Raw genomic sequence first — 20,739 nt, 5'->3', positions numbered from 1 at the left:
CCGAGGCCCGAGGCCCGAGGCCTGAGGCCTGCGGGCTCGACAGGCTCGCCACTCGACCGGCAGAGCACTCCGATAGGCTCTGTGCGTGCTCTCATTGGTCGTGTTGATCTCCGGCGGAGGGTCGAACCTCCGCGCGCTTCTCGAGGCCTCCGAAGATGCCGAATTCCCGGCAAGGGTGATCGCGGTCGGAGCGGACCGGGATGCGGACGGTTTCGAGCATGCCGAGGCGTACGGCATCCCCACCTTCGCGGCCGCGCTGTCGAGCTTCGACGACCGGGAGAGTTGGGGCGATGAGCTCCTGGAGCAGATCCGGGTCTGGCAGCCGGACCTCGTGATCCTCAGCGGTTTCATGAAGCTGCTGCCGCCGCGGGTGATCGCGGCCCTCAGTCCCAACCTGATCAACACACATCCGGCCTACCTGCCCGAGTTCCCGGGGGCCCATGGCGTTCGGGATGCGCTCGCCGCCGGCGTCACCGAGACCGGTGCGAGCATCATCGTCGTCGACAACGGGGTGGATGCCGGACCGATCATCTCCCAGCGCCGCGTTCCCGTGCTGCCGGGCGACACCGAATCCACCCTCCACGAGCGCATCAAGCCGGTCGAACGCGAACTGCTCGTGCAGGCCGTGCTCGACATCGCCAACGGTGCCATCGACCTCCCGACCATCGCCGCACGCAAAGCAGCTTCCGATACAGCTGCGCCAGACCTGAGGAGTGCCCCATGAGCGCACCGACCCACGACCCCGCCGAGTACCGCGCACGGGATGCCATTCCGATCACCCGCGCCCTCATCTCCGTGAGCGACAAGACCGGCCTCCTCGAACTGGCCGCGTCCCTCGCTGGCGCGGGCGTCGAGATCGTCTCCACCGGCTCGACGGCGAAGACGATCGCGGATGCCGGCCACCCCGTCACCGAGGTCGCGAGCGTCACCGGCTTCCAGGAGACCCTCGACGGGCGGGTGAAGACGCTTCATCCCGCCATCCATGCTGGCATCCTGGCCGACCTGCGGCTCGAGAGCCACGAGACGCAGCTCGCCGCGCTCGACATCCGTCCCTTCGAGCTCGTCGTCGTGAACCTGTACCCCTTCGTCGAAACCATCGCCTCGGGGATCACCGGCGATGATGCGATCGAGCAGATCGACATCGGCGGACCGGCGATGGTGCGCGCGGCCGCCAAGAACCACGCGAATGTCGCGATCGTCGTGTCGCCCGAGAGCTACGCCCAGGTGATCAAGGCCGTCACCCTCGGTGGAACGACCCTCGCCCAGCGCCAGCGTCTCGCGGGTGAGGCCTTCGCGCACACCGCTGCGTACGACTCGGCAGTGGCCGAATTCTTCGCCGCGAATGTGGGGATCCGGGCGGAGCATCCACGCGAAGAAGCCCACAGCTTCAGCGTGACCGCGTCGCTCAAGAACGTGCTGCGCTACGGCGAGAATTCGCACCAGGACGCCTGGATCTACGTCACCGAGCACGGCGCGGGAATCGCGCAGGCGATCCAGCTCGGCGGCAAGGAGATGTCGTACAACAACTACGTGGATGCGGATGCCGCGCTCCGCACCGCCTACGACTTCCGTGAGCCCGCGGTCGCCATCATCAAGCACGCTCAGCCCTGCGGAATCGCGGTCGCGCGTGGGGCCGGGGATCCCATCGCCTCCGCGCACCAGCGCGCCCACGACTGCGATCCGGTCTCGGCCTACGGCGGGGTCATCGCGGCGAACCGCCCGGTCACCATCGAGATGGCCCACACGGTGAAGGACATCTTCACCGAGGTCGTGATCGCCCCCGACTTCGACCCCGAGGCCCTCGAACTGCTGCAGACCAAGAAGAACCTCCGGCTGCTCAAACTGCCGGAGGGATACCGCCGCGAGCCGCTGGAGTTCAAGCAGATCAGCGGGGGGCTTCTCGTGCAACAGCCCGATGTCTTCGACGAGTTCTCCAGCGACGGCTGGACCCTCGTCTCCGGCGAAGAGGCGGATGACGCCACCCGCGCCGACCTCGAATTCGCGTGGCGCGCGGTGCGGGCGGTCAAGTCCAACGCGATCCTGCTGGCGGATGACGGTGCCTCGGTCGGCGTCGGCATGGGCCAGGTCAACCGCGTGGATTCCTGCCGACTCGCGGTGTCGCGTGCGGGCGATCGTGCGGCCGGATCGGTTGCGGCATCCGACGCCTTCTTCCCGTTCGCCGACGGCCTTCAGATCCTGCTCGACGCGGACGTTCGTGCGGTGGTGCAGCCCGGTGGGTCGATCCGCGACGCCGATGTGATCGAGGCGGCGAAGGCTGCTGGCGTCACCATGTACTTCACGGCCGAGCGCCACTTCTACCACTAGCCAGCTGCGCTGCGCCGGGTTCAGTCAGCTGCGCTCACCCAGCTGCGCTGCGCCAGCTGCGCCAGCTGCGCTGCGCCGGGTTCACCCAGCTGTCACAATGCGCTCCGAAACCCCCTGCTGGGAGCAGTTTTCGCCGGTTCGCCCCGCGCGCGCAGGGGATGGGGCCGGGCCGGGGCCCCGTCGGCCCGCTCATCCGTCACAATCGGCGCTGAGCCGTGCCCCTGAGAGCGTTTTGCGCCGGCTGAGCCCGCGCGGTCTGCGCCGGCGCCGAATCGCCCCGGGAGACCCGCTCGCGGGGACCATTACGCCGGTCGAGCAGTGAACGCCAGCGAGAGCCGGCGAGCCTAGCCCGGCCACCGGCTCGGCACAGCCGATCCATAGCCGACATCCCCTAGGGTCGGGACCCATGACCGTCGACAGCGCCAGCTCCCCATTCCTCCGCCGACTTGCGGGCGCGGTCGTCTCCGCCCTCGCCGTGTCCCTGATCTCACTCCTCGCGGTCTCCCTGCTGTTCTACGGCGGCAGCGTCTCGACTCTCGGCCAGGTCTTCGACTTCTTCCTGGGGTCGACCCTCATCCTCTTCGTCGTCCTCGCCGTGCTCGCCCTCGTCGGCTTCTATCGCTATTGGTACCTCAGACTCATCGGTGGCATCGTCGCCGGTCTCGTCGGAGCCGTCGCCGGGGCGGCGATCACCGTCGCCCGAAGCGCCTCTCCCGTCACCGAATCGGTCGCGACCCAGCTCATCGGCACCAACCTCCCCTTCGTGCTCGCCACGATCATCGGCACAGTCACCGCGGGGTACGCCGTCTGGCGACTGCTGATGGGACGGCAGGCGGATGCCGCCGGCCGCCGCATCGCGTTGGTGCGAGCCCCGGCCGATAGCCTCGCCGATGGGCAGGTCACCCACATCGAACGGGTTCCGGTGGACCTCGAGCTCGCCAACTCCCAGTGGGACGAATACGTCGCGCTGCTCTCGAACGCCGGGTGGGACGTCGTGGAGGTGCCGGTGGCCACCGGTCAGCCCGATTCCGTGTTCGTCGAGGACACCATGGTGATCTTTGGCGACACGGCGATCATCGGCAGCCCCGGAGCCGAGTCCCGCGCGGGAGAGATCGTCGAAGCGGAGCGGGCCGTCGCGGCGCTCGGCCTCAGCATCCGCCGCATCGAGATGCCGGGCACCCTCGACGGCGGCGACGTGCTCAAGGTGGATCGCACCGTCTTCGTCGGCCGCGGCGGTCGCACGAATGCGGAGGGCATCCGCCAGTTGCGAGCCCTCGTCACGCCCCTCGGCTACACGGTAGTCGCGGTTCCGGTGACCAAAGCCCTGCACCTCAAGAGCGCCGTGACGGCGCTTCCGGATGGCACGGTCATCGGCTACCCGCCACTCGTCGATGACCCTTCGGTCTTCGGCCGCTATCTGGCGGTGCCGGAAGCGGAAGGCGTGGCAGTGGTGGTGCTCGCGGATGACACGGTGCTGATGTCATCCGCGGCACCGAAGTCTGCCGCGCTCATCGCGGACCTCGGATACCGTGTGCTCACCACCGACATCAGCGAGTTCGAGAAGCTCGAGGGCTGCGTCACCTGCCTCTCGGTGCGGGTGCGCTGAGCCAGCCGGTCCTCTGACCCGTCGGAAACGGATTCTGCGACGAATTCGTGACAAAGGTTGTATGTGTGTAAGTAGTGGGCATATCCTGTAGGGCTGTCCGGTCGACCCCTACGAGGGGCCGAATCGTGGCCACACTGGTGAAGACACAACTGTTCCGGAGGACACCATGACCATCACATCTCTCGCAACTGCAGGCGCGACGCGTGGTGCCGTCCTTCCGTTCGTCCCCGTCATCGGCACCCGGTAACACCCGGGGCCGCCGAGTCTCTCGCTGCCCCGCCAGCTCCACCGTCCGTCGCCCGGCCCACACTGGCGCGTCCGCACGGCATCATCCCCTTCTTTCGCACCCTCCGTTACCGGCCACCACCACATCGGTGCGTGCCATCCAATCCGCAAGGAAATCCTTTGTCTGCAGACAACCGCAAACGCTCGCTTCCGATTGAGAAGGTGCCGGCCACGAAACGCCAGGGCACCTTCGCCTCCATCGTGCGCATCTACCCCTGGGCGAAGCCGGCCATGCCGCGCATCTACCTCGGCATGGTGTCAGCGCTCATCGCCGCGCTCGTCGCGCTGCTCATCCCGCAGGTGTTGCGTGCTCTCGTCGACGGCCCGCTTAAAGACGGCGACTCGAGCCAGATCTGGTGGCCGGTGGCCGCCGTGCTCGGGCTGGGCGTGCTCGAAGCGGTGATGATCTGGTTCCGCCGCTGGTTCGTGCTTCAGCCCGGTACGCACGTCGAGGCGGATCTGCGCAATTCGCTTTACACGCAGCTCCAGGACCTGCCGGTGAACTTCCACGATCGCTGGGCGAGCGGCCAGTTGCTCTCGCGCGCCATCAGCGACCTCAACCTCGTGCGCCGGTGGATCTCCTTCGGCATCGTGCTGCTCGTCGTCAACACCATCACGATCCTCGTCGGATTCGTGTTCCTCCTCTCGATCAGCTGGATCCTCGGCGTCGTCTTCGTGCTCTGCTCGATTCCGCTCTGGATCTACGGCTACCTCTTCGAACAGAAATACTCGGTGGTCGCTCGCCGCAGCCAGGACCAGGCCGGCGACCTCGCGACCGCCGTCGAGGAGTCGGTGCACGGCATCCGGGTGCTCAAGGCCTTCGGCCGCGGCCCTCACGCGCTCAAGAACTTCGCCTCCCAGGCGGAGGACCTGCGCGGCACCGAGATCGAGAAGGCCAAGGCGATCGCCGGCATCTGGCTCTGGCTGCTGATGGTTCCGGATGTCACGTTCGGACTCTGTCTTCTCGGCGGCGTCTGGCTCGCCGCTGCCGACCAGATTTCGGTCGGCCAGCTCGTCGCGTTCTTCGCGACCGCGACAGTGCTGCGCTTCCCGGTGGAGTCGATCGGCTTCCTGCTGTCGATGACCTTCGACACGCGCACCGCTGCCGATCGTTTCTTCGAGGTGATGGACGCCAAGAACACGATCGCCGACCCGGAGCACGCGAAGACCATCGCGAAGCCCGAGGGGCGTCTCGTCTTCGACGACGTGCACTTCCGCTACTCGGACTCGCCGAGCCAGTACGACGACCTTCTCGACGGAATCGACCTCGAGCTCGAGCCGGGGGAGACGATGGCGGTCGTGGGCCTCACCGGTTCCGGCAAGTCGACTCTCACCGCGCTCACCACCCGGCTCTACGACGTGACCGGTGGCGCGATCCGGCTGGACGGGGTCGACATCCGGGACCTCGGACGACTCGACCTGCGCACCCACATCGCCATGGCGTTCGAGGATGCCACGCTGTTCTCGGCCTCCGTGCGCGACAACGTGATGCTCGGGCGTCCGGAGGGATCCGACGCCGACCTCGCCGAGGCGCTCGACATCGCGCAAGCTGACTTCGTCTACGACCTGCCCTTCGGCATCGACACCAAGGTGGGGGAGGAGGGGCTCAGCCTCTCCGGCGGCCAGCGCCAGCGGCTCGCGCTCGCCCGTGCGGTGGCGGCGCGCCCGGAGGTGCTCGTGCTCGATGATCCCCTCTCCGCGCTGGACGTGGACACCGAGGCGCTCGTCGAGGCGGCGCTCCGCCGCGTCCTCGCCTCAACGACCGCGCTCATCGTGGCTCACCGCCCGTCCACGGTCATGCTCGCCGACCGGGTGGCGCTGCTCGAACGTGGCCGCATCACCGCCGTCGGACGACACAGCGAACTGCTCGAATCGAGCGATCACTACAGGTTCGTCATCTCGAGCCTCGAGGATGAAGAGAAGCGCGAAGCGCAGGAGGTCACCGCATGAGCACCGCCAACATCACCGGTGTCGAGGGCGAAGAGCGCAACGACTTCAGCAAGGCCGAGAGCCGGCAGATCCGGGACCGCTCGCTTCGCCTGCTCAACTCGCTGCTGCGTCCGCTCTGGGCCCGAGTCACCCTCACGATCATCGTTGTGGTGGTGTCGACGGCCGCGCAGGTCGCCGGTCCCGCGCTGATCGCGTTCGGGATCGACACCGGCCTGCCCGCCCTGGTGAAGCACGACTGGGTGCCGCTCGGCTTCGCTGTCGAAGCGTACCTCTTCACGGGAGTGATCGGTGCCGTGCTGATCGCCTGGTACACCGTGCTCACAGCGCGCATCAGCCAGGCCATCCTTATCGATCTGCGCAAGAGGGTGTTTCTGCACACCCAGCGCCTGAGCCTCGAGTTCCACGAGAGCTATACCTCCGGTCGCATCATCGCGCGCCAGACCAGCGATCTGGATGCCATCCGCGAGCTCTTGGATTCGGGCATCAACCAGCTGATCCAGGGCGGGCTGTACATGGTGTTCATCGCCGTCGCCCTGTTCTCGATCGACTGGGTGAGCGGTGTGGTCTTGTTCGGATCGCTCATCCCACTCGGCTTCCTCATCCGCTGGTTCCAGGTGCGCTCGCAGAAGGCGTTCCGCGAGACGCGCACCGCATCCGCTCGTCTCATCGTGCAGTTCGTGGAGACGATGACGGGCATCCGCGCGGTGAAGGCGTTCCGCAAGGAGAAGCGAAACGAGACCGAGTTCGCGGGTCTCGTGGAGGACTACCGCATCTCGAACCTGCGCACCATCAAGCTCTTCGGAGTGCTCGACCCCGGTCTCGTGCTCATCGGCAACGTGGCGCTCGGGGTCGTGCTGCTTGTGGGTGGCTTGCGGGTGGCCGGCGGGGGGCTCGCCATCGGTGTGCTGCTCGCGGCGCTGCTCTACACGCGGTCGTTCTTCGCGCCGGCGCAGGAGATGGCGATGTTCTACAACTCCTACCAGTCGGCGACGGCCGCGCTCGAGAAGATCTCCGGCGTGCTCGAGGAGCAGCCGAGCGTGCCGGATCCGACGCGCCCGATCGACCTCTGGAAGGCGGAGGGCGAGCTGCGATTCGAGGGCGTCGAATTCGCGTACAAAGCGGACCGGGTCATCCTCCCGCACTTCGATCTCGACATCCCGGCCGGGCAGACGATCGCCCTCGTGGGATCGACGGGAGCAGGCAAGTCGACCCTGGCGAAGCTCATCTCCCGGTTCTACGACCCCTCGGATGGCATCGTCTCGCTCGATGGCATCGACCTGCGCCGGCTGCATCCGAAGGACCTGCGGCGAGCGATCGTGATGGTCACCCAGGAGGCGTACCTCTTCTCGGGCTCCGTTGCCGACAACATCGCGCTCGGGAAGCCGGATGCGACGCCGGAGGAGATCCGTGCCGCAGCGAAAGCGGTGGGAGCTCACGAGTTCATCCAGTCGCTCCCGGATGGCTACGACACCGATGTGAACAAGCGTGGTGGTCGCGTCTCGGCCGGCCAGCGCCAGCTCATCTCGTTTGCGCGGGCGTTCCTCGCTGATCCCGTCGTGCTGATTCTCGATGAGGCCACCGCGTCGCTCGACATTCCGTCGGAACGTCTTGTCCAGGAGGGCCTGCAGACCCTGCTCGCGGACCGCACCGCGATCATCATCGCCCACCGCCTGTCGACAGTGGCGATCGCCGACCGCGTGCTCGTCATGGAACACGGCATCATCGTGGAGGATGGCGCGCCGCGCGACCTCATCGCCGGAACCGGTCGCTTCGCGAAGCTCCATGCCGCCTGGCGGGAGTCGCTGGTCTAGGAGCATCCTGCCCGGTGCCGGGCGCGTGCGCGTGCCGGCGGTGCCGGGCGCGTGCGCGCGATGGCCGCGCGGGGCGCGTGCGCTGGCCATCCGTCACAATGTGCTCCAGTGGGCGCGGTCCAGCGCACTTCGTGACGGTTCGGCGGGGTGGGGCGCCCGGAGGGTCTTGGTCATCCGTCAGGATGTGCTCGCCAGGCCGACCTGGGGAGCAGTTGGTGACGGTTCGGCGCGCCGGGGCGCCGGGCTGGCGGGGTGCCGCGCCGGCGGCGGGATGGGGCGCCGGGCGGCGGGGTGCGGCGCCGGTCGCGGGCGCCGCGCCGGGCGCCCGCGGCGGTCATCCGTCACAGAGTGCTTGGCCGGGCCGAGCGGGGAGCAGTTTGTGACTGCTGGGCAGGGTGCGGGGATCCCGCCCTCACCGGACCCGGGTCAGGGCACCCAGCGCGCCGCGGCCAGGTCGACGCGGAAGAGGCCGGAAGCCGACCACGTCAGCGGCGTGCCCTCGGCACGGAAATGTTCGAGGGCCGCTGACTCGTGATCCACCGCGGGATGGCCGCTTGCCCGGATGACCCGCCACCACGCCACATCGGACCCGTAATAGGCCATCGTCTGGCCGACGGCCCGCGCAGCTCGCGATCCGATGGCGGCGGCGACATCGCCGTAGGTCATCACCCGGCCGCTCGGGATGGCCTCGACCACCGTGAGCACACGGGACACGAAGTCGCCGGCGGGCTCTTCAGAGGCCGCCGCGTCGAAGCCCGCTCGATCGGAGGGTGGGCCGACTATGGCCGATACTCCGGCGGCCGCGGCGACGGTCGCACCGGCTCCGGGTTGCGGCCCGCGAGCCCGGGAAGCGCGGCCCTGGCGATCCGGAGAATCGACACGCCAATCCCCCGAAGCAACGGGATCACAGCCCGAGCTCGCCGATCTTCTCGCCGTACTGCGTCTCGCCGACGACGGTGAAGCCGGTGTGGAGGAAGAACTGCTCCGGGCCCTCTTCGCCCTCTTCCCAGATGGCGGTGATGCGATCGAAGCCGCGCTGGCGGGCCTCTTCGGCGAGCGCCCACACGGCGAAGCGTCCGACCCCGGTGCCCTGGGCATCCGCCGAAACGGTGACGCGCCAGATACAACTGCGGAATTCCTCCTGCGTGGCATCCGGGTCGAAATTGCCCCGGATGAAGCCGACCACGGTGTCTCCATCGAGCACCACACGCGGCCAGGAGGTCACCGGACTGAGGTACGCATCGGCGATCGCATAGGACGGGGGAGTGACGAACTGCTCCTGCCCGCGTCTCAGCGTGAGGCTGTTGGCGGCAACGATAGTTCTCGCCGACAACTCTTCCAGTCTCAGTTCAGCCATGAGCACAGGCTAACCCCCGCCACCGATCCGGGGGTAGTCGGAGTCGCTAAGAGTCAGGAAAGTATCTCGATGTCGAGATACTTCGAGAAACCGGTAGGCTTACAGGCGGTGCGCAGAATGCCCCGTCGTGTAAGGAGAATCGCTTGTCCAACAGCCAGGTTGAAAAGATCAAGGTCGCAGGAACTGTCGTCGAACTCGACGGCGACGAGATGACGCGAATCATCTGGCAGAAGATCAAGGACACGCTGATCCACCCCTATCTCGACATCGACCTCGAGTACTACGACCTCGGCATCGAGCACCGTGACGCGACCGACGACCAGGTCACCATCGACGCGGCCCACGCCATCCAGAAGCACGGCGTCGGCGTCAAGTGCGCGACAATCACTCCCGACGAGGCGCGCGTGGAGGAGTTCGGACTCAAGAAGATGTGGAAGTCGCCGAACGGCACCATCCGCAACATCCTCGGCGGTGTGATCTTCCGCGAGCCGATCATCATCTCGAACATCCCGCGACTGGTTCCGGGATGGAACAAGCCGATCATCATCGGACGCCACGCGTTCGGCGACCAGTACCGTGCCACGGACTTCCGCTTTCACGGCAAGGGAAAGCTCACCGTGGAGTTCACCCCGGAAGACGGATCCGAGCCGCTCAAGTTCGAGGTCTACGACGCCCCGGGCGACGGCGTCGCGCAGGTACAGTACAACCTGGATGACTCGATCCGCGACTTCGCGCGCTCGAGCCTGAACTACGGCCTGACCCGCAACTACCCGGTGTATCTCTCCACCAAGAACACCATCCTCAAGGCCTACGACGGTCGCTTCAAGGACATCTTCGAGGAGGTCTTCGAGGCCGAGTTCAAAGAGAAGTTCGACGCTGCCGGTCTCACCTACGAGCACCGCCTCATCGACGACATGGTGGCCTCCGCCATGAAGTGGGAGGGCGGCTACGTCTGGGCCTGCAAGAACTACGACGGTGACGTGCAGTCGGACACCGTCGCGCAGGGCTTCGGCTCGCTCGGCCTGATGACGTCGGTGCTCTCGGTTCCGGATGGATCGGTCGTCGAGGCCGAGGCCGCGCACGGCACGGTCACGCGCCACTACCGGATGCACCAGCAGGGCAAGCCCACCTCGACCAACCCGATCGCGTCGATCTATGCCTGGACCCGCGGCCTCTCGCACCGCGCAACGCTCGACAACAACCCCGAGCTCGAGGCGTTCTCCGCAACGCTCGAGGATGTCGTCATCAAGTCCGTTGAGGCCGGTCACATGACGAAGGACCTCGCGCTGCTCGTCGGACCGGACCAGAAGTGGGAGACCACCGAGGAGTTCCTCGACACGCTCGACAAGAACCTCGCCGCGCGACTGGGTTAGTCTGCCTGCCTGGCTCGCCAGGTACGTCTTCCGAACGCACGGGTGCCGCATGGCGCCCGTGCGTTCGTCGGTTAAGCGACTCGCCGGTCGTGCGGCCAACCGCCGACAGGCCGGACGAAGTGTCCCCCGATTGTCCCGTTCAGGGACGGACGGGGGACATTCCCGTAACGGAACCATAACGACGTACCCCCGATACGGGGGTAGAACCCTAGGTTGAGACCATCGCGCAGTTACCGACTGCCCGGCAGAGATTCACCTTCCACGAAAAGGACCTATCTGTGAGCATTCGGAAAGCACTGTCAGGCCTCGCCATCGTCGGCCTGGTCGCCACCTCCCTCGTCGCCGGCACCGCGCTCAGCGCCAGTGCCGCCCCCACCGGAATCGGCGGTCAACACCAGACCACCTTCACTCCCGGTCGTTACATCGTGACCCTGGCCGACCCGGCCGTCGCGACGTACCGCGGCGGGGTGAAGGGCTATGCGGCCACGAAGCCCGTCGAGGGCAAGCAGCTCAACGCCCGGGCCAAGGCCGTGCAGACCTACTCCGAATACCTTTCGAGCGAGCAGAAGGATGTCGCTGGGGCGGCGGCCGTCACGATCGACCAGTCGTACACCCTCGCTCTCAACGCGTTCTCTGCGACCCTCACGGTGAAGCAGCTCGCCGCCCTCTCCTCCGACCGGAAGGTCGCGTCGCTCGCACCGGACGAGCTCAAGCATGTGACCGCGACTCCGTCGACCTCGTTCCTCGGCCTCGATGGCACGGGCGGCGTGTGGGACAAGATCGGCGGTCTCGACAAGGCGGGCAAGGGCATCGTGCTCGGAGATCTCGATACCGGCATCGCCCCGGAGAACCCCTCCTTCGCCGGCTCGCCCCTCGGAACCACCGCGGGTGCGGAGCCCTATCTCAACGGCACCACCACGACTTTCGCGAAGGCCGACGGTGCCACCTTCACCGGTGTATGCCAGACCGGTGAGCAATTCACGGCAACAGACTGTTCCACCAAGGTCATCAGCGCCCGATACTTCCTCGCCGGCTTCGGCGCCGGCAAGATCGGAAGCGCAGCGACCGGCGAGTACGTCTCGCCGCGTGACGGCGACGGCCACGGATCCCACACCGCGAGCACCGCCGCGGGTGACGCCCGAGTCCCCGCCTCCGTCAGCGGCACGAGTTACGGCACGATCACCGGCGTCGCCCCCGCGGCGAAGATCGCCGTCTACAAGGTCTGCTGGTCCGGTCCCGATCCCTCCGCAACAACCGATGACGGATGCGCCACCTCCGACCTCCTCGCCGGAATCGACCAGGCGGTCGCGGACGGCGTCGACGTGATCAACTACTCGATCGGCGGCGGAGCGGCCCAGACCACGGTGTCTCCGACCGACCAGGCCTTCCTCGGCGCCGCCGCCGCCGGAGTCTTCGTCTCCGCCTCGGCGGGAAACTCCGGTCCCGGCGCATCCACTCTCGATAACGCGTCTCCGTGGATCACCACGGTCGCCGCCAGCACGATCCCGAGCTACGAGGCAACGGTGACCCTCGGCGACGGCAGCACGTTCGGCGGCGCATCCGTCTCCGTCGACCGCACCGCGGGTGCGACTGCGCTCACTGGCCCACTCGTGACCGCGGCAAGCGTGGCACTCGCGGGAGGCACGAGCCCCAACCTCTGCTTCACGAATTCCCTCGACCCGGCGAAGGCAGCCGGCAAGATCGTGGTCTGTGAGCGGGGAGTCAGCGCCAGGGTCGACAAGTCCGCCGAGGTCAAGCGTGCCGGGGGGATCGGCATGGTCCTCGTCAATGTGGTTCCGGGATCGCTCGACCTCGACCCGCACTCCGTGCCGACGGTTCACCTGGATGCGCAGTACCACAACCAGGTGCTCGCCTACGCGGCGACCGCAGGAGCGACCGCCACCTTCACCCCGGACAACACCGCCGGTGACACACCGCCGACTCCGATCGTGGCGGGGTTCTCGTCCCGTGGCCCGGTGCTCGCCGACGGCAGCGACATCATCAAGCCGGACATCTCCGCCCCCGGGGTGGCGATCATCGCCGACGGGGCGAATGCCGCCGGCGCCGACCCGACCTTCCAGTTCCTCTCCGGAACCTCGATGGCCGCGCCGCACATCTCCGGCCTCGGTCTGCTCTACCTCGGTGTGCATCCCACCGCGACGCCGTCGGAGATCAAGTCCGCGTTGATGACCACGGCCTACGACACCAAGGATGGTGCCGGAAAGGCGGTGACCGACCCGTTCACCCAGGGAGCCGGCCACGCCGACCCGACCAGGTTCTTCGCGCCGGGACTCCTCTACCTCAACGGTCTCGACGACTGGTACGGCTACATCCAGGGCGCCGGCTACGACGTGGGAGTCGCCCCGATCGATCCGAGTGATCTCAACCTGGCCTCCATCGGTATCGGATCCCTCACCGGCTCACAGACCGTCACTCGCACGGTCACCTCGACTCAGGCGGGCACCTTCACCGCTGCGGTGAGCGTGCCGGGGATCGACGCGGTGGTCACCCCGTCGACCCTCACCTTCGGTGCGGCGGGCGAGGTCAAGAGCTACACGGTCACCTTCACCCGCACGACTGCGCCGCTCGATGCCTTCGCCACGGGTTCCCTCACCTGGACCAGCGGCTCGACGTCGGTCCGCAGTCCGATCGCGGTGCAGCCCGTGACGATCGTGGCACCGGCCTCCGCCAACGGCACCGGCACCTATGGATCGGTCGACGTGACCGTCACTCCGGGTGGTGACGGAGACATCCCGCTGACGACCACCGGTCTCACCGCCGGGACCTTGCAGCCCGATCCCACCGCGGGCGGCACGCCGGGTCACTCGGGGTCGAGTGCCGAGGCTGACACCTTCGACTACACGGTCGCCGTACCCGCCGGATCGAAGTACGCCCGGTTCGATCTCGACACCACCGACAACGCCGCGGACCTCGACCTCGTCGTCTACCAGCTGGATGCCGCGGGCACTCCGATCGCGGCCTTCCAGTCGGCGACCGGCTCTGCCGACGAGCGCGTGAACCTGCTCGCTCCGGATGCCGGGAGCTATCTCGTGGAGGTCAGCGTGTATGCGGCGCCCGCGCCGACCACCTTCGACCTGCGCACCTACGCGGTGGCCGACGGGGGAGCCCCGCTCACCCTCACGCCCCCGGTCCTGCCGGGTAAGCAGGGTGTGCCGGCGACGTTCACGGCAGCCTGGGCGGGCCTCGCGGCCTACTCCGACTATCTCGGGCTCGTCAGCTACGGAGACACCGGTGCGTACACCGTCGTCAGTGTGGTGACACAGGCCGACGTCAAGCCGGGTACGCCCCTCAACACCGCGCCGCCAGCCATCACCGGCACGCCGGAGGTCGGCCAGCGGCTCACCGCGACGCCCGGAACGTGGGATGTCGCGGGCCTGCGCTTCGCTTACCAATGGCAGGCGAACGGGGTGGACATCCCCGGTGCGACCCGGGCCAACTATCGCGTGGCGACGGCCGACCAGGGCAAGGCGCTCACCGTGGTCGTCACCGCGACCAAGGGGGCGCTGCCCCCGGGCACGGCCACCTCTGCCGCGGTCACGGTGAAGTTCGCCACGGCGACGAGCCTCTCCCTGAGTCGCACCGTGCTGTTCTCCTGGCAGCAGACGACGGCGACCGTGAGGGTGACATCCGGTGCCGCCGCACTGCCCGCGGGACAGGTCGTGATCACCGTGAACGGTCGTCCGGTCGCCACCCTGCCGGTCGCCGCGGGCAGTTCGGGCGTCGTGAGCTATCCGCTGCCGAAGAGGGGCAGCGGTATCTACTCGGTGCGAGCGAGCTTCGCGCCGGCGGCGGCGGACACGGTTACCGGGTCGACCAGCCCGACGAAGCGCTATCTGGTTATCTTCTAGCGGGGCATCGAAGGGGGGTGTGTTGCGGCACCCCCCTTCGTAAGCTTTACTAACAAACATGACGCAGCCAGGTGGGACCGGGGTGGCTCGCTCGAGGGCATCCTTCCTCTCGCAGCGCATCGCCGGCTCCGCGGGGCGCCCGCTGCGACCGAACGCCAAAGTGCTGCCGGAACACGCTCGCGGGCACAATCGGGCCCTCGTGCTCCAAACCCTTTTTACGGCCGGCCAGCAGAGCCGGGCGGATGTCGCGCGCAGCACCGGGCTCACGAGAGTCACCGTCTCCGATCTGGTCACCGAGCTTATGGCGGAGGCACTGCTGGTCGAAACCGGCCAGCGAGACGTACCCCGGCCAGGCAAGCCGGCGATCCTGCTCGATATCGACCGCTCAGCGTTCCAGATCGTGGGCATCGACCTGAGTGATTCAGAGGTCTTCCGCGGAGCCGTACTCGATCTGGGAGGCACGATCCTTCGCCGGGTTGAGCTTGCGATCGCCGGAACCGTGGGCGAAGCGGCTCTCGAGCAGCTGTTCTCCCTCATCGAGAGCCTGCTCGCGACGGTGACGGCGCCCCTGCTCGGAATCGGCGTCGGATCCCCCGGTATCGTCGACCTCGCAGGGACAGTGGTGAGCGCCCCCAACCTCCACTGGACCGGGCTGCCGCTGCGAGCCGAGCTCTCCGAGCGATTCGGAGTGCCGGTCGTCGTGGCGAACGATGCCAACGCGGCGGTTCTCGCCGAGCACAGCTACGGCGACGCGCAGGGAGACCTCATGCTCGTGCGGGTGGGCCGCGGGGTCGGCGCCGGACTCCTGCTCGGGGGCACCCTGCTGCACGGCAGCCGATTCGCGGCGGGTGAGATCGGCCACGTCGTCGTCGGCACCGACGGCGGCGAGCTCTGCAGCTGCGGCAAGCATGGTTGCCTCGAGACCTGGCTCGCCGCACCCCGGCTCGAGGCGAAGCTGGGCGAGGCCAAGCGCGATCCGGATCCGGCGGCGTCCCGCACCATCATCCTGCGTGAGGCGGGCACCCGGCTGGGAATCGCGCTCGCGCCGATCGTCGGGGCCCTCAACCTCGGCGAGGTGGTGCTGAGCGGCCCGGATTCTCTCCTCGGCGGCTCGTTCATCGCGGCGGCTCTCGAGACGATTCGCGGCCGCACGATGGACCGGTTTCACGGGGGTCTCGCGCTGCGCCTCTCGACCCTCGGGGACGACATCGTCCTTCGGGGCGCCGCGGTCATGGTGATCTCCTCACGACTGGGCGTGTCCTGAGCTTTCGCCGCGACCGATCACGTTAGTAAGCTCTACTAACAAACCCCGTTTCGCGATTCGAAGGGAGCACGACGTGGTCGGCCAGGACTCCGGGATCACCCCAGCCGGCGTGCTGCTTCCGGGTTTTGTCGGGGAGACTCTCCCCGACTGGCTCGCGGTCCGGCTGCGCGCCGGTCTCGCCGGGGTCTGCCTGTTCGGGCAGAACATCGTCTCCGCAGGGCAGCTCGCCGAACTCACCGCCGCCATCCGTGCCGCCAATCCCCTCGCCGTCATCGCCGTGGACGAGGAGGGCGGCGACGTGACCCGCCTGCACGACCGGCTCGGCTCGCCCTATCCGGGCAACGCCATCCTGGGTCGCGCCGACGACGTCGACTACACGACAGCGATAGCGACGACCGTGGGCTGGGAGTTGCGTCGGGCCGGGTGCACCCTCGATTTCGCTCCGGATGTCGACATCAACTCCAACCCGGACAACCCGGTGATCGGCGTGCGCAGCTTCGGCACTGATCCCGCGCTCGTCGCCCGCCACAGCGCCGCCTGGGTGACGGGACTCCAGTCGACGGGAATCGGCGGCAGTGCCAAACACTTTCCGGGACACGGCGACACCGCCCTCGACTCCCACCTGGCGCTGCCGGTGATCGATCGATCGCTCGAGCAGCTCCGTGACCGTGAGCTCGTTCCCTTCGTGGCCGCGATCGCCGCGGGTGTGCGCACGATCATGACCTCGCACATCATGGTTCCGCAGCTCGATGCGCAGTCTCCCGCGACATTCTCTTCCACGGTGCTCGGAGGCCTCTTGCGCGGAGAACTCGGGTTCGAGGGGGTGATCGTCACCGACGCCCTCGATATGGCAGGGGCCAGCGGCGAGATCGGTATCCCCGAGGCAGCCGTGAGGGCCGTGGCCGCCGGCTGTGACCTCCTCTGCATCGGCACGGAGAACACCGCCGAACAGCTCGACGACATCGAGAGGGCGCTCGCGATTGCCGTGGTGACGGGAAGGGTGCACCCCGAACGTCTCGCCGATGCCGTCGCCCGGGTAAGACGACTGGCTCGGGACTTCATCGAGGACTCCCACGACATTCCGCTGCCGGCATATACGTCGGAGCCCCGCTTCTCAATCGAACGCACCATCTCGGTCTTCGACACCGCGGCCTTCGCCGAGGCCGGCCTTAGGATCCAAACGGACCGCAGCATCGTGGTCCCGGAGACCGAGGCGAACATCGCGGTCGGCGCATCCCCCTGGGGCTTGGCGGCGGCCGGCGCAGAGGTGTCCGTGCTGCGAGAGGGAGAGGCACTCGAGCTGGCACCGGGCACGCAACAGGTGATCGTCGGTCGCGGTAACCATCGCCAGGCGTGGGTGCGGAGCCTGATCGACGATGCGCGCCGGCAGCATCCGTCCACCGTGGTCGTGGAGATGGGCTGGCCGTCGGACGACCGGCGCTACGCCGATGTCGCCACCTTCGGGGCGTCTCGTCACGCGGGCCTCGCCCTGCTCCTCTGGCTGGAGAGGCAGGCCGGCGCATGAGGCTCGGAGTGGATGTCGGCGGCACGAAGACCGATGCGGTGGCCATCGACGAGACGGGTCGGATCCTTCACCAATTGAGGGTGTCTACCGGTTTCGGGGCATCCTCGGTGCTGCAGACCACAGCGGGAGTGGTCTCGTCCCTCGCGGCCGCGTTGCGGGTGCCGGTCGACAGCATCGAATCGGTGGGCGTCGGCGTGCCGGGTGCGGTCGACAGCGCGAGCGGCCGCGTCTCGCATGCGGTCAATCTCGGGCTGGACGAGCTCGAACTCGGGGGCGAGCTCTCCCGCATGCTCGGAGTGCCGGTTCGGGTGGAGAACGATGTGAATGCTGCGGCGCTCGGAGCCTTCCATCTGCTCGGGCTGCCGCAGGCGACGTCCATGGCCTATCTCAACCTGGGCACCGGGCTCGCCGCGGGCCTCGTCCTCGAGGGTCGGCTGTGGCGCGGTGCCCGCGGCACCGCCGGCGAGATCGGGCACATCCCGGTCGACCCCGACGGCCCGGTCTGCCAGTGCGGACAGCGCGGCTGTCTCGAGATGGTGGCCTCCGGATCCGCCGTCTCGCGACAGTGGCCGAGCGAGGCCGCCTCCCCGGTGCACGCGCTGTTCGAGTCCGCGCTCGCGGGCGAGCCCCTCGCGGTCGCGGTGAAGCAACGGTTCCTGGCGAACGTGGCCTCCGCGGTGCGGATCCTCGTGTTGAGCGTCGATGTGGAGACCGTGGTGATCGGCGGCGGGATCAGCTCGCTGGGCGACCCGCTGTTGGCGGGAATCCGGACTGCGCTCGACGGCTGGTCGGAGCACTCGCCATTCATCGCCTCGCTGCGACTCGCCGAGCGGGTGCGGCTCGTGCCTGCGGGCACTCTCGTGTCGGCGGTCGGGGCCGCCTTCGTCGGGGCCGCATCGAACGGTGCCGGCCCGCGACCGACAGGACTCCCTCGACCAGAACCAGACGCGCACAGGGAACCGGACCAGGGAAGGGCATCGACCGATGGCTGAGATCGTGATCGTGAAAGACAGCGCGGAGGCGGGCGAACTGGCGGCGGATGCCATCCTCGCGCTCGTGGCGAGAAGAGCGGATGCCGTGCTCGGCCTCGCGACCGGATCGACCCCGCTCGGCGTCTGGCGCGCCCTCGCGGGCAGGCGGGCCGATCTCTCCCGGGTCCGCGGTTTCGCGCTCGACGAGTATGTCGGACTGCCCGACGGTCATCCGGAGAGCTATCGCGCCGTGATCACCCGGGAGGTGGTCGAACCGCTCGGGCTCGACGAATCGCTCGTGGCGGTTCCCGGCCACCTCGGACCGATCGAGACGGCGGGCGAGGATTACGAGCTCGCCGTCCGGGCGGCCGGGGGAGTCGACCTGCAGGTGCTCGGCATCGGCACCGATGGGCACATCGGCTTCAATGAGCCGGGATCGTCGTTCGAGTCGCTCACCCGTGTCAAGACCCTGACACAGCAGACCCGCCGCGACAACGCCCGGTTCTTCGCCTCGGTCGACGAGGTGCCGGTCAATTGCATCACCCAGGGGCTCGGCACCATCCGCCGGGCCCGGCACCTGGTGCTGCTGGCCTTCGGCGCAGGCAAGGCGGCGTCGATCGCGGCCGCCGTTGAGGGGCCGGTGACGGCGAGTGCTCCCGGGTCCGCGATCCAGCTGCACCCGCACGTCACGGTGATCGTCGATGAAGCCGCCGCTTCCGGCCTCGCCAACGTCGACTACTACCGCTACGCCTGGGCCAATAAGCCGGAGTGGGAAGGCCTGTAGCCCCACCCCCTCGACCCGCTGGAATGGCGACCGGTGCGGGGAGGATGGGGGATGTCGCCTACAGCTTCGCGCCGGCCGCCCAGACCTCTGATACCTGCCACTCGTGATCCAGCAGCACCGCGTCGGCGGCGAAGCCGGGAGCCAGATACCCGAAGCGGTGCCCGTAGCCGAGCGCGGCGGCGGGCGTGATGGTGAGGGCGGCGACCGCATCCCGTGGTGAGATCCCGGTCGCCTGGATCGCGCAGCGCAGCGCCGCATCCTGGGTGAGGGTGGAGCCTGCGATGGTCGAGGTGCCCGACAGCACGGCGAGGCCGTCTTTCACCGTCACGTTGAGGGAACCGAGGCGGTAGTCCCCGTCGTCGGATGCCGCGGCGGCCATCGCGTCGGTCACGAGCGCGACCCGGCCGGGTGCCGAATGGAACACCATAGCCGCGACATCCGGATGCACGTGGAGGCCGTCGAGAATGAGCTCGATGGTCACCCGTTTGTCTTCGAAGGCGGCGATGATCGGTCCCGGCGCCCGGTGGTGGATCGGCGCCATGGCGTTGAAGACGTGGGTGAGCAGGCGCGCTCCGCGGTCGAAGGCCTCGCGGGTGAGGTCGAACCCGGCATCGGTGTGCCCCACCGCCACGGTCACGCGATTCTCCACGAGCACGTCGATCGCCTCGAGAGCACCCTCGCGCTCGGGCGCGATCGTGATCTGGCGCAGGGTTCCGCGAGCGGCACCGAGCAGTTCGTCGACCGCCCACGGGAGGGGGTCGAGCAGGAACTGCGGGTTGTGGGCACCCCGGCGATCGGAGGAGAGGAACGGCCCCTCGAGGTGAGACCCCAGCACGAGTGGATCGGATGCCGCGAGCTCGGCGATCACGCCGAGGCTCTCGCGCAACTGTGCCACCGGATTGGCCACGAGGCTGATCACCGAGCGGGTGGTGCCGTGGGCGCGGTGAGCCTCGAGCGCCGCAGAGATCTCCTCCCCGCCGTTGTCGAAGGAGTGCCCTCCTCCCCCGTGGGCGTGGATGTCGATGAAACCGGGCACGAACCAGCGACCGTCGACGTCCACCTCGGTGTCTGCCTCCGGATGCTGCGGTCCGGAGCCGACGGATTCGATCGTGTCGCCGCGCACGAGCGCCCAGAAGTCGTCGACCTGGCCGTGGGCATCCAGCTTGCGGGCACTGTGAAAGAGGGTGGTCATCGTCGTTCTGCTTCCTGTGCTGTCACTTCCGCGGCGATCTCCGCGCGGCCCGCGATGACGCCGCTGGTCGCGGCGAGAACCCCGAAGACGACGCCGACCACGGGGTATCCGATCATGAACCAGACGGCGACGGCGGCCCCCATCACGAAGATCTCCACCAGGCTTCGCCCGACGACGTCGAGCGGGAACACCGCCTTCGGGGATCGGAACAGGGCCCAGACCACGGCGGCGAAGAGGGGAGCACCGACCATGAAGAGCACCCCGGGCCACGGAAACGGCCAGGCGATGTATCCCCAGAATCCGAGGGAGAACAGGGCGAAAAGCTCGAGGGCGAAGCGAAGCACATCGTTCGGCCCGATTCGTACCGCAACTGTCCCTGACGTTGTCACACCCCCAGAGTAGCGATGCATTGACAGGCCGGAGCCGA

Annotated in this window: 15 protein-coding genes; 11 read left to right on the top strand and 4 right to left on the bottom strand. The window is 68.1% G+C overall.

The window, feature by feature from the left end; genetic code table 11:
- The first annotated feature begins 85 nt into the window (after positions 1-85).
- The 5 genes from purN (at position 86) to ABIB54_RS04775 (ending at position 7,977) form a co-directional block, all read left to right on the top strand.
- Positions 86-724, top strand: a complete 639-nt coding sequence (gene purN, locus ABIB54_RS04795) for a phosphoribosylglycinamide formyltransferase (protein WP_354574392.1) — start codon at positions 86-88, stop codon at positions 722-724.
- Positions 721-2,325 carry a bifunctional phosphoribosylaminoimidazolecarboxamide formyltransferase/IMP cyclohydrolase gene (gene purH / locus ABIB54_RS04790; protein WP_354574391.1) on the top strand — a complete coding sequence of 535 codons (1,605 nt, stop codon included), beginning with the start codon at positions 721-723 and terminating at the stop codon, positions 2,323-2,325. Before purN ends, purH begins: the two co-directional genes overlap by 4 nt.
- Before the next feature lie 406 nt (positions 2,326-2,731).
- Complete coding sequence (ddaH, locus tag ABIB54_RS04785; protein WP_354574390.1) at positions 2,732-3,931, top strand: dimethylargininase; 1,200 nt, start codon at positions 2,732-2,734, stop codon at positions 3,929-3,931.
- 516 nt (positions 3,932-4,447) lie between these two features.
- The gene (locus ABIB54_RS04780) at positions 4,448-6,166 is read left to right on the top strand and encodes an ABC transporter ATP-binding protein (protein WP_354574665.1); all 1,719 of its coding nucleotides are present in this window, start codon (positions 4,448-4,450) and stop codon (positions 6,164-6,166) included.
- On the top strand, positions 6,163-7,977 hold the full coding sequence (locus ABIB54_RS04775) for an ABC transporter ATP-binding protein (protein WP_354574389.1): 1,815 nt from the start codon (positions 6,163-6,165) through the stop codon (positions 7,975-7,977). The genes ABIB54_RS04780 and ABIB54_RS04775 overlap by 4 nt, the downstream gene beginning before the upstream one ends.
- Positions 7,978-8,403: 426 nt before the next feature.
- Here the strand turns inward: ABIB54_RS04775 and ABIB54_RS04770 are convergent, their stop codons facing one another.
- Together ABIB54_RS04770 and ABIB54_RS04765 are read right to left on the bottom strand one after the other, a co-directional pair.
- Entirely contained in the window at positions 8,404-8,691 is a 288-nt protein-coding gene (locus ABIB54_RS04770) for an MGMT family protein (RefSeq protein WP_354574388.1), read from the bottom strand.
- A gap of 190 nt (positions 8,692-8,881) precedes the next feature.
- Positions 8,882-9,334: a GNAT family N-acetyltransferase gene (locus tag ABIB54_RS04765; protein ID WP_354574387.1), complete on the bottom strand. Its 453-nt coding sequence runs from the start codon at positions 9,332-9,334 to the stop codon at positions 8,882-8,884.
- A gap of 143 nt (positions 9,335-9,477) precedes the next feature.
- Here ABIB54_RS04765 and ABIB54_RS04760 point away from each other — a divergent pair, with 143 nt between their 5' ends.
- The 6 genes from ABIB54_RS04760 to ABIB54_RS04735 all read left to right on the top strand — a co-directional run bounded on the left by ABIB54_RS04760 (position 9,478) and on the right by ABIB54_RS04735 (position 19,120).
- Positions 9,478-10,707, top strand: coding sequence for an NADP-dependent isocitrate dehydrogenase (locus ABIB54_RS04760; protein ID WP_354574386.1), 1,230 nt, complete (start codon positions 9,478-9,480; stop codon positions 10,705-10,707).
- 278 nt (positions 10,708-10,985) lie between these two features.
- Positions 10,986-14,576, top strand: a complete 3,591-nt coding sequence (locus tag ABIB54_RS04755) for a S8 family serine peptidase (protein WP_354574385.1) — start codon at positions 10,986-10,988, stop codon at positions 14,574-14,576.
- A gap of 58 nt (positions 14,577-14,634) precedes the next feature.
- On the top strand, positions 14,635-15,840 hold the full coding sequence (locus tag ABIB54_RS04750; protein WP_354574384.1) for an ROK family protein: 1,206 nt from the start codon (positions 14,635-14,637) through the stop codon (positions 15,838-15,840).
- A 73-nt stretch (positions 15,841-15,913) separates the two neighbouring features.
- Positions 15,914-17,365: a glycoside hydrolase family 3 protein gene (locus tag ABIB54_RS04745; RefSeq protein WP_354574383.1), complete on the top strand. Its 1,452-nt coding sequence runs from the start codon at positions 15,914-15,916 to the stop codon at positions 17,363-17,365.
- Positions 17,362-18,357: an ROK family protein gene (locus ABIB54_RS04740; protein ID WP_354574382.1), complete on the top strand. Its 996-nt coding sequence runs from the start codon at positions 17,362-17,364 to the stop codon at positions 18,355-18,357. The genes ABIB54_RS04745 and ABIB54_RS04740 overlap by 4 nt, the downstream gene beginning before the upstream one ends.
- On the top strand, positions 18,350-19,120 hold the full coding sequence (locus tag ABIB54_RS04735; protein WP_354574381.1) for a glucosamine-6-phosphate deaminase: 771 nt from the start codon (positions 18,350-18,352) through the stop codon (positions 19,118-19,120). Before ABIB54_RS04740 ends, ABIB54_RS04735 begins: the two co-directional genes overlap by 8 nt.
- 58 nt (positions 19,121-19,178) lie before the next feature.
- Here the strand turns inward: ABIB54_RS04735 and nagA are convergent, their stop codons facing one another.
- Positions 19,179-20,312 (bottom strand): N-acetylglucosamine-6-phosphate deacetylase, encoded by a 1,134-nt coding sequence (gene nagA, locus ABIB54_RS04730; protein WP_354574380.1) that lies wholly within the window; start codon positions 20,310-20,312, stop codon positions 19,179-19,181.
- Positions 20,309-20,701, bottom strand: a complete 393-nt coding sequence (locus ABIB54_RS04725) for a YrdB family protein (protein WP_354574379.1) — start codon at positions 20,699-20,701, stop codon at positions 20,309-20,311. Before ABIB54_RS04725 ends, nagA begins: the two co-directional genes overlap by 4 nt.
- Positions 20,702-20,739 lie beyond the last annotated feature (38 nt).

Source organism: Frigoribacterium sp. UYMn621 (assembly GCF_040549525.1).
Taxonomy (GTDB): domain Bacteria; phylum Actinomycetota; class Actinomycetes; order Actinomycetales; family Microbacteriaceae; genus Lacisediminihabitans.
Note: the sequence above shows the minus strand (reverse complement) of the source record. Positions and strands in the feature narration are given on the sequence as shown.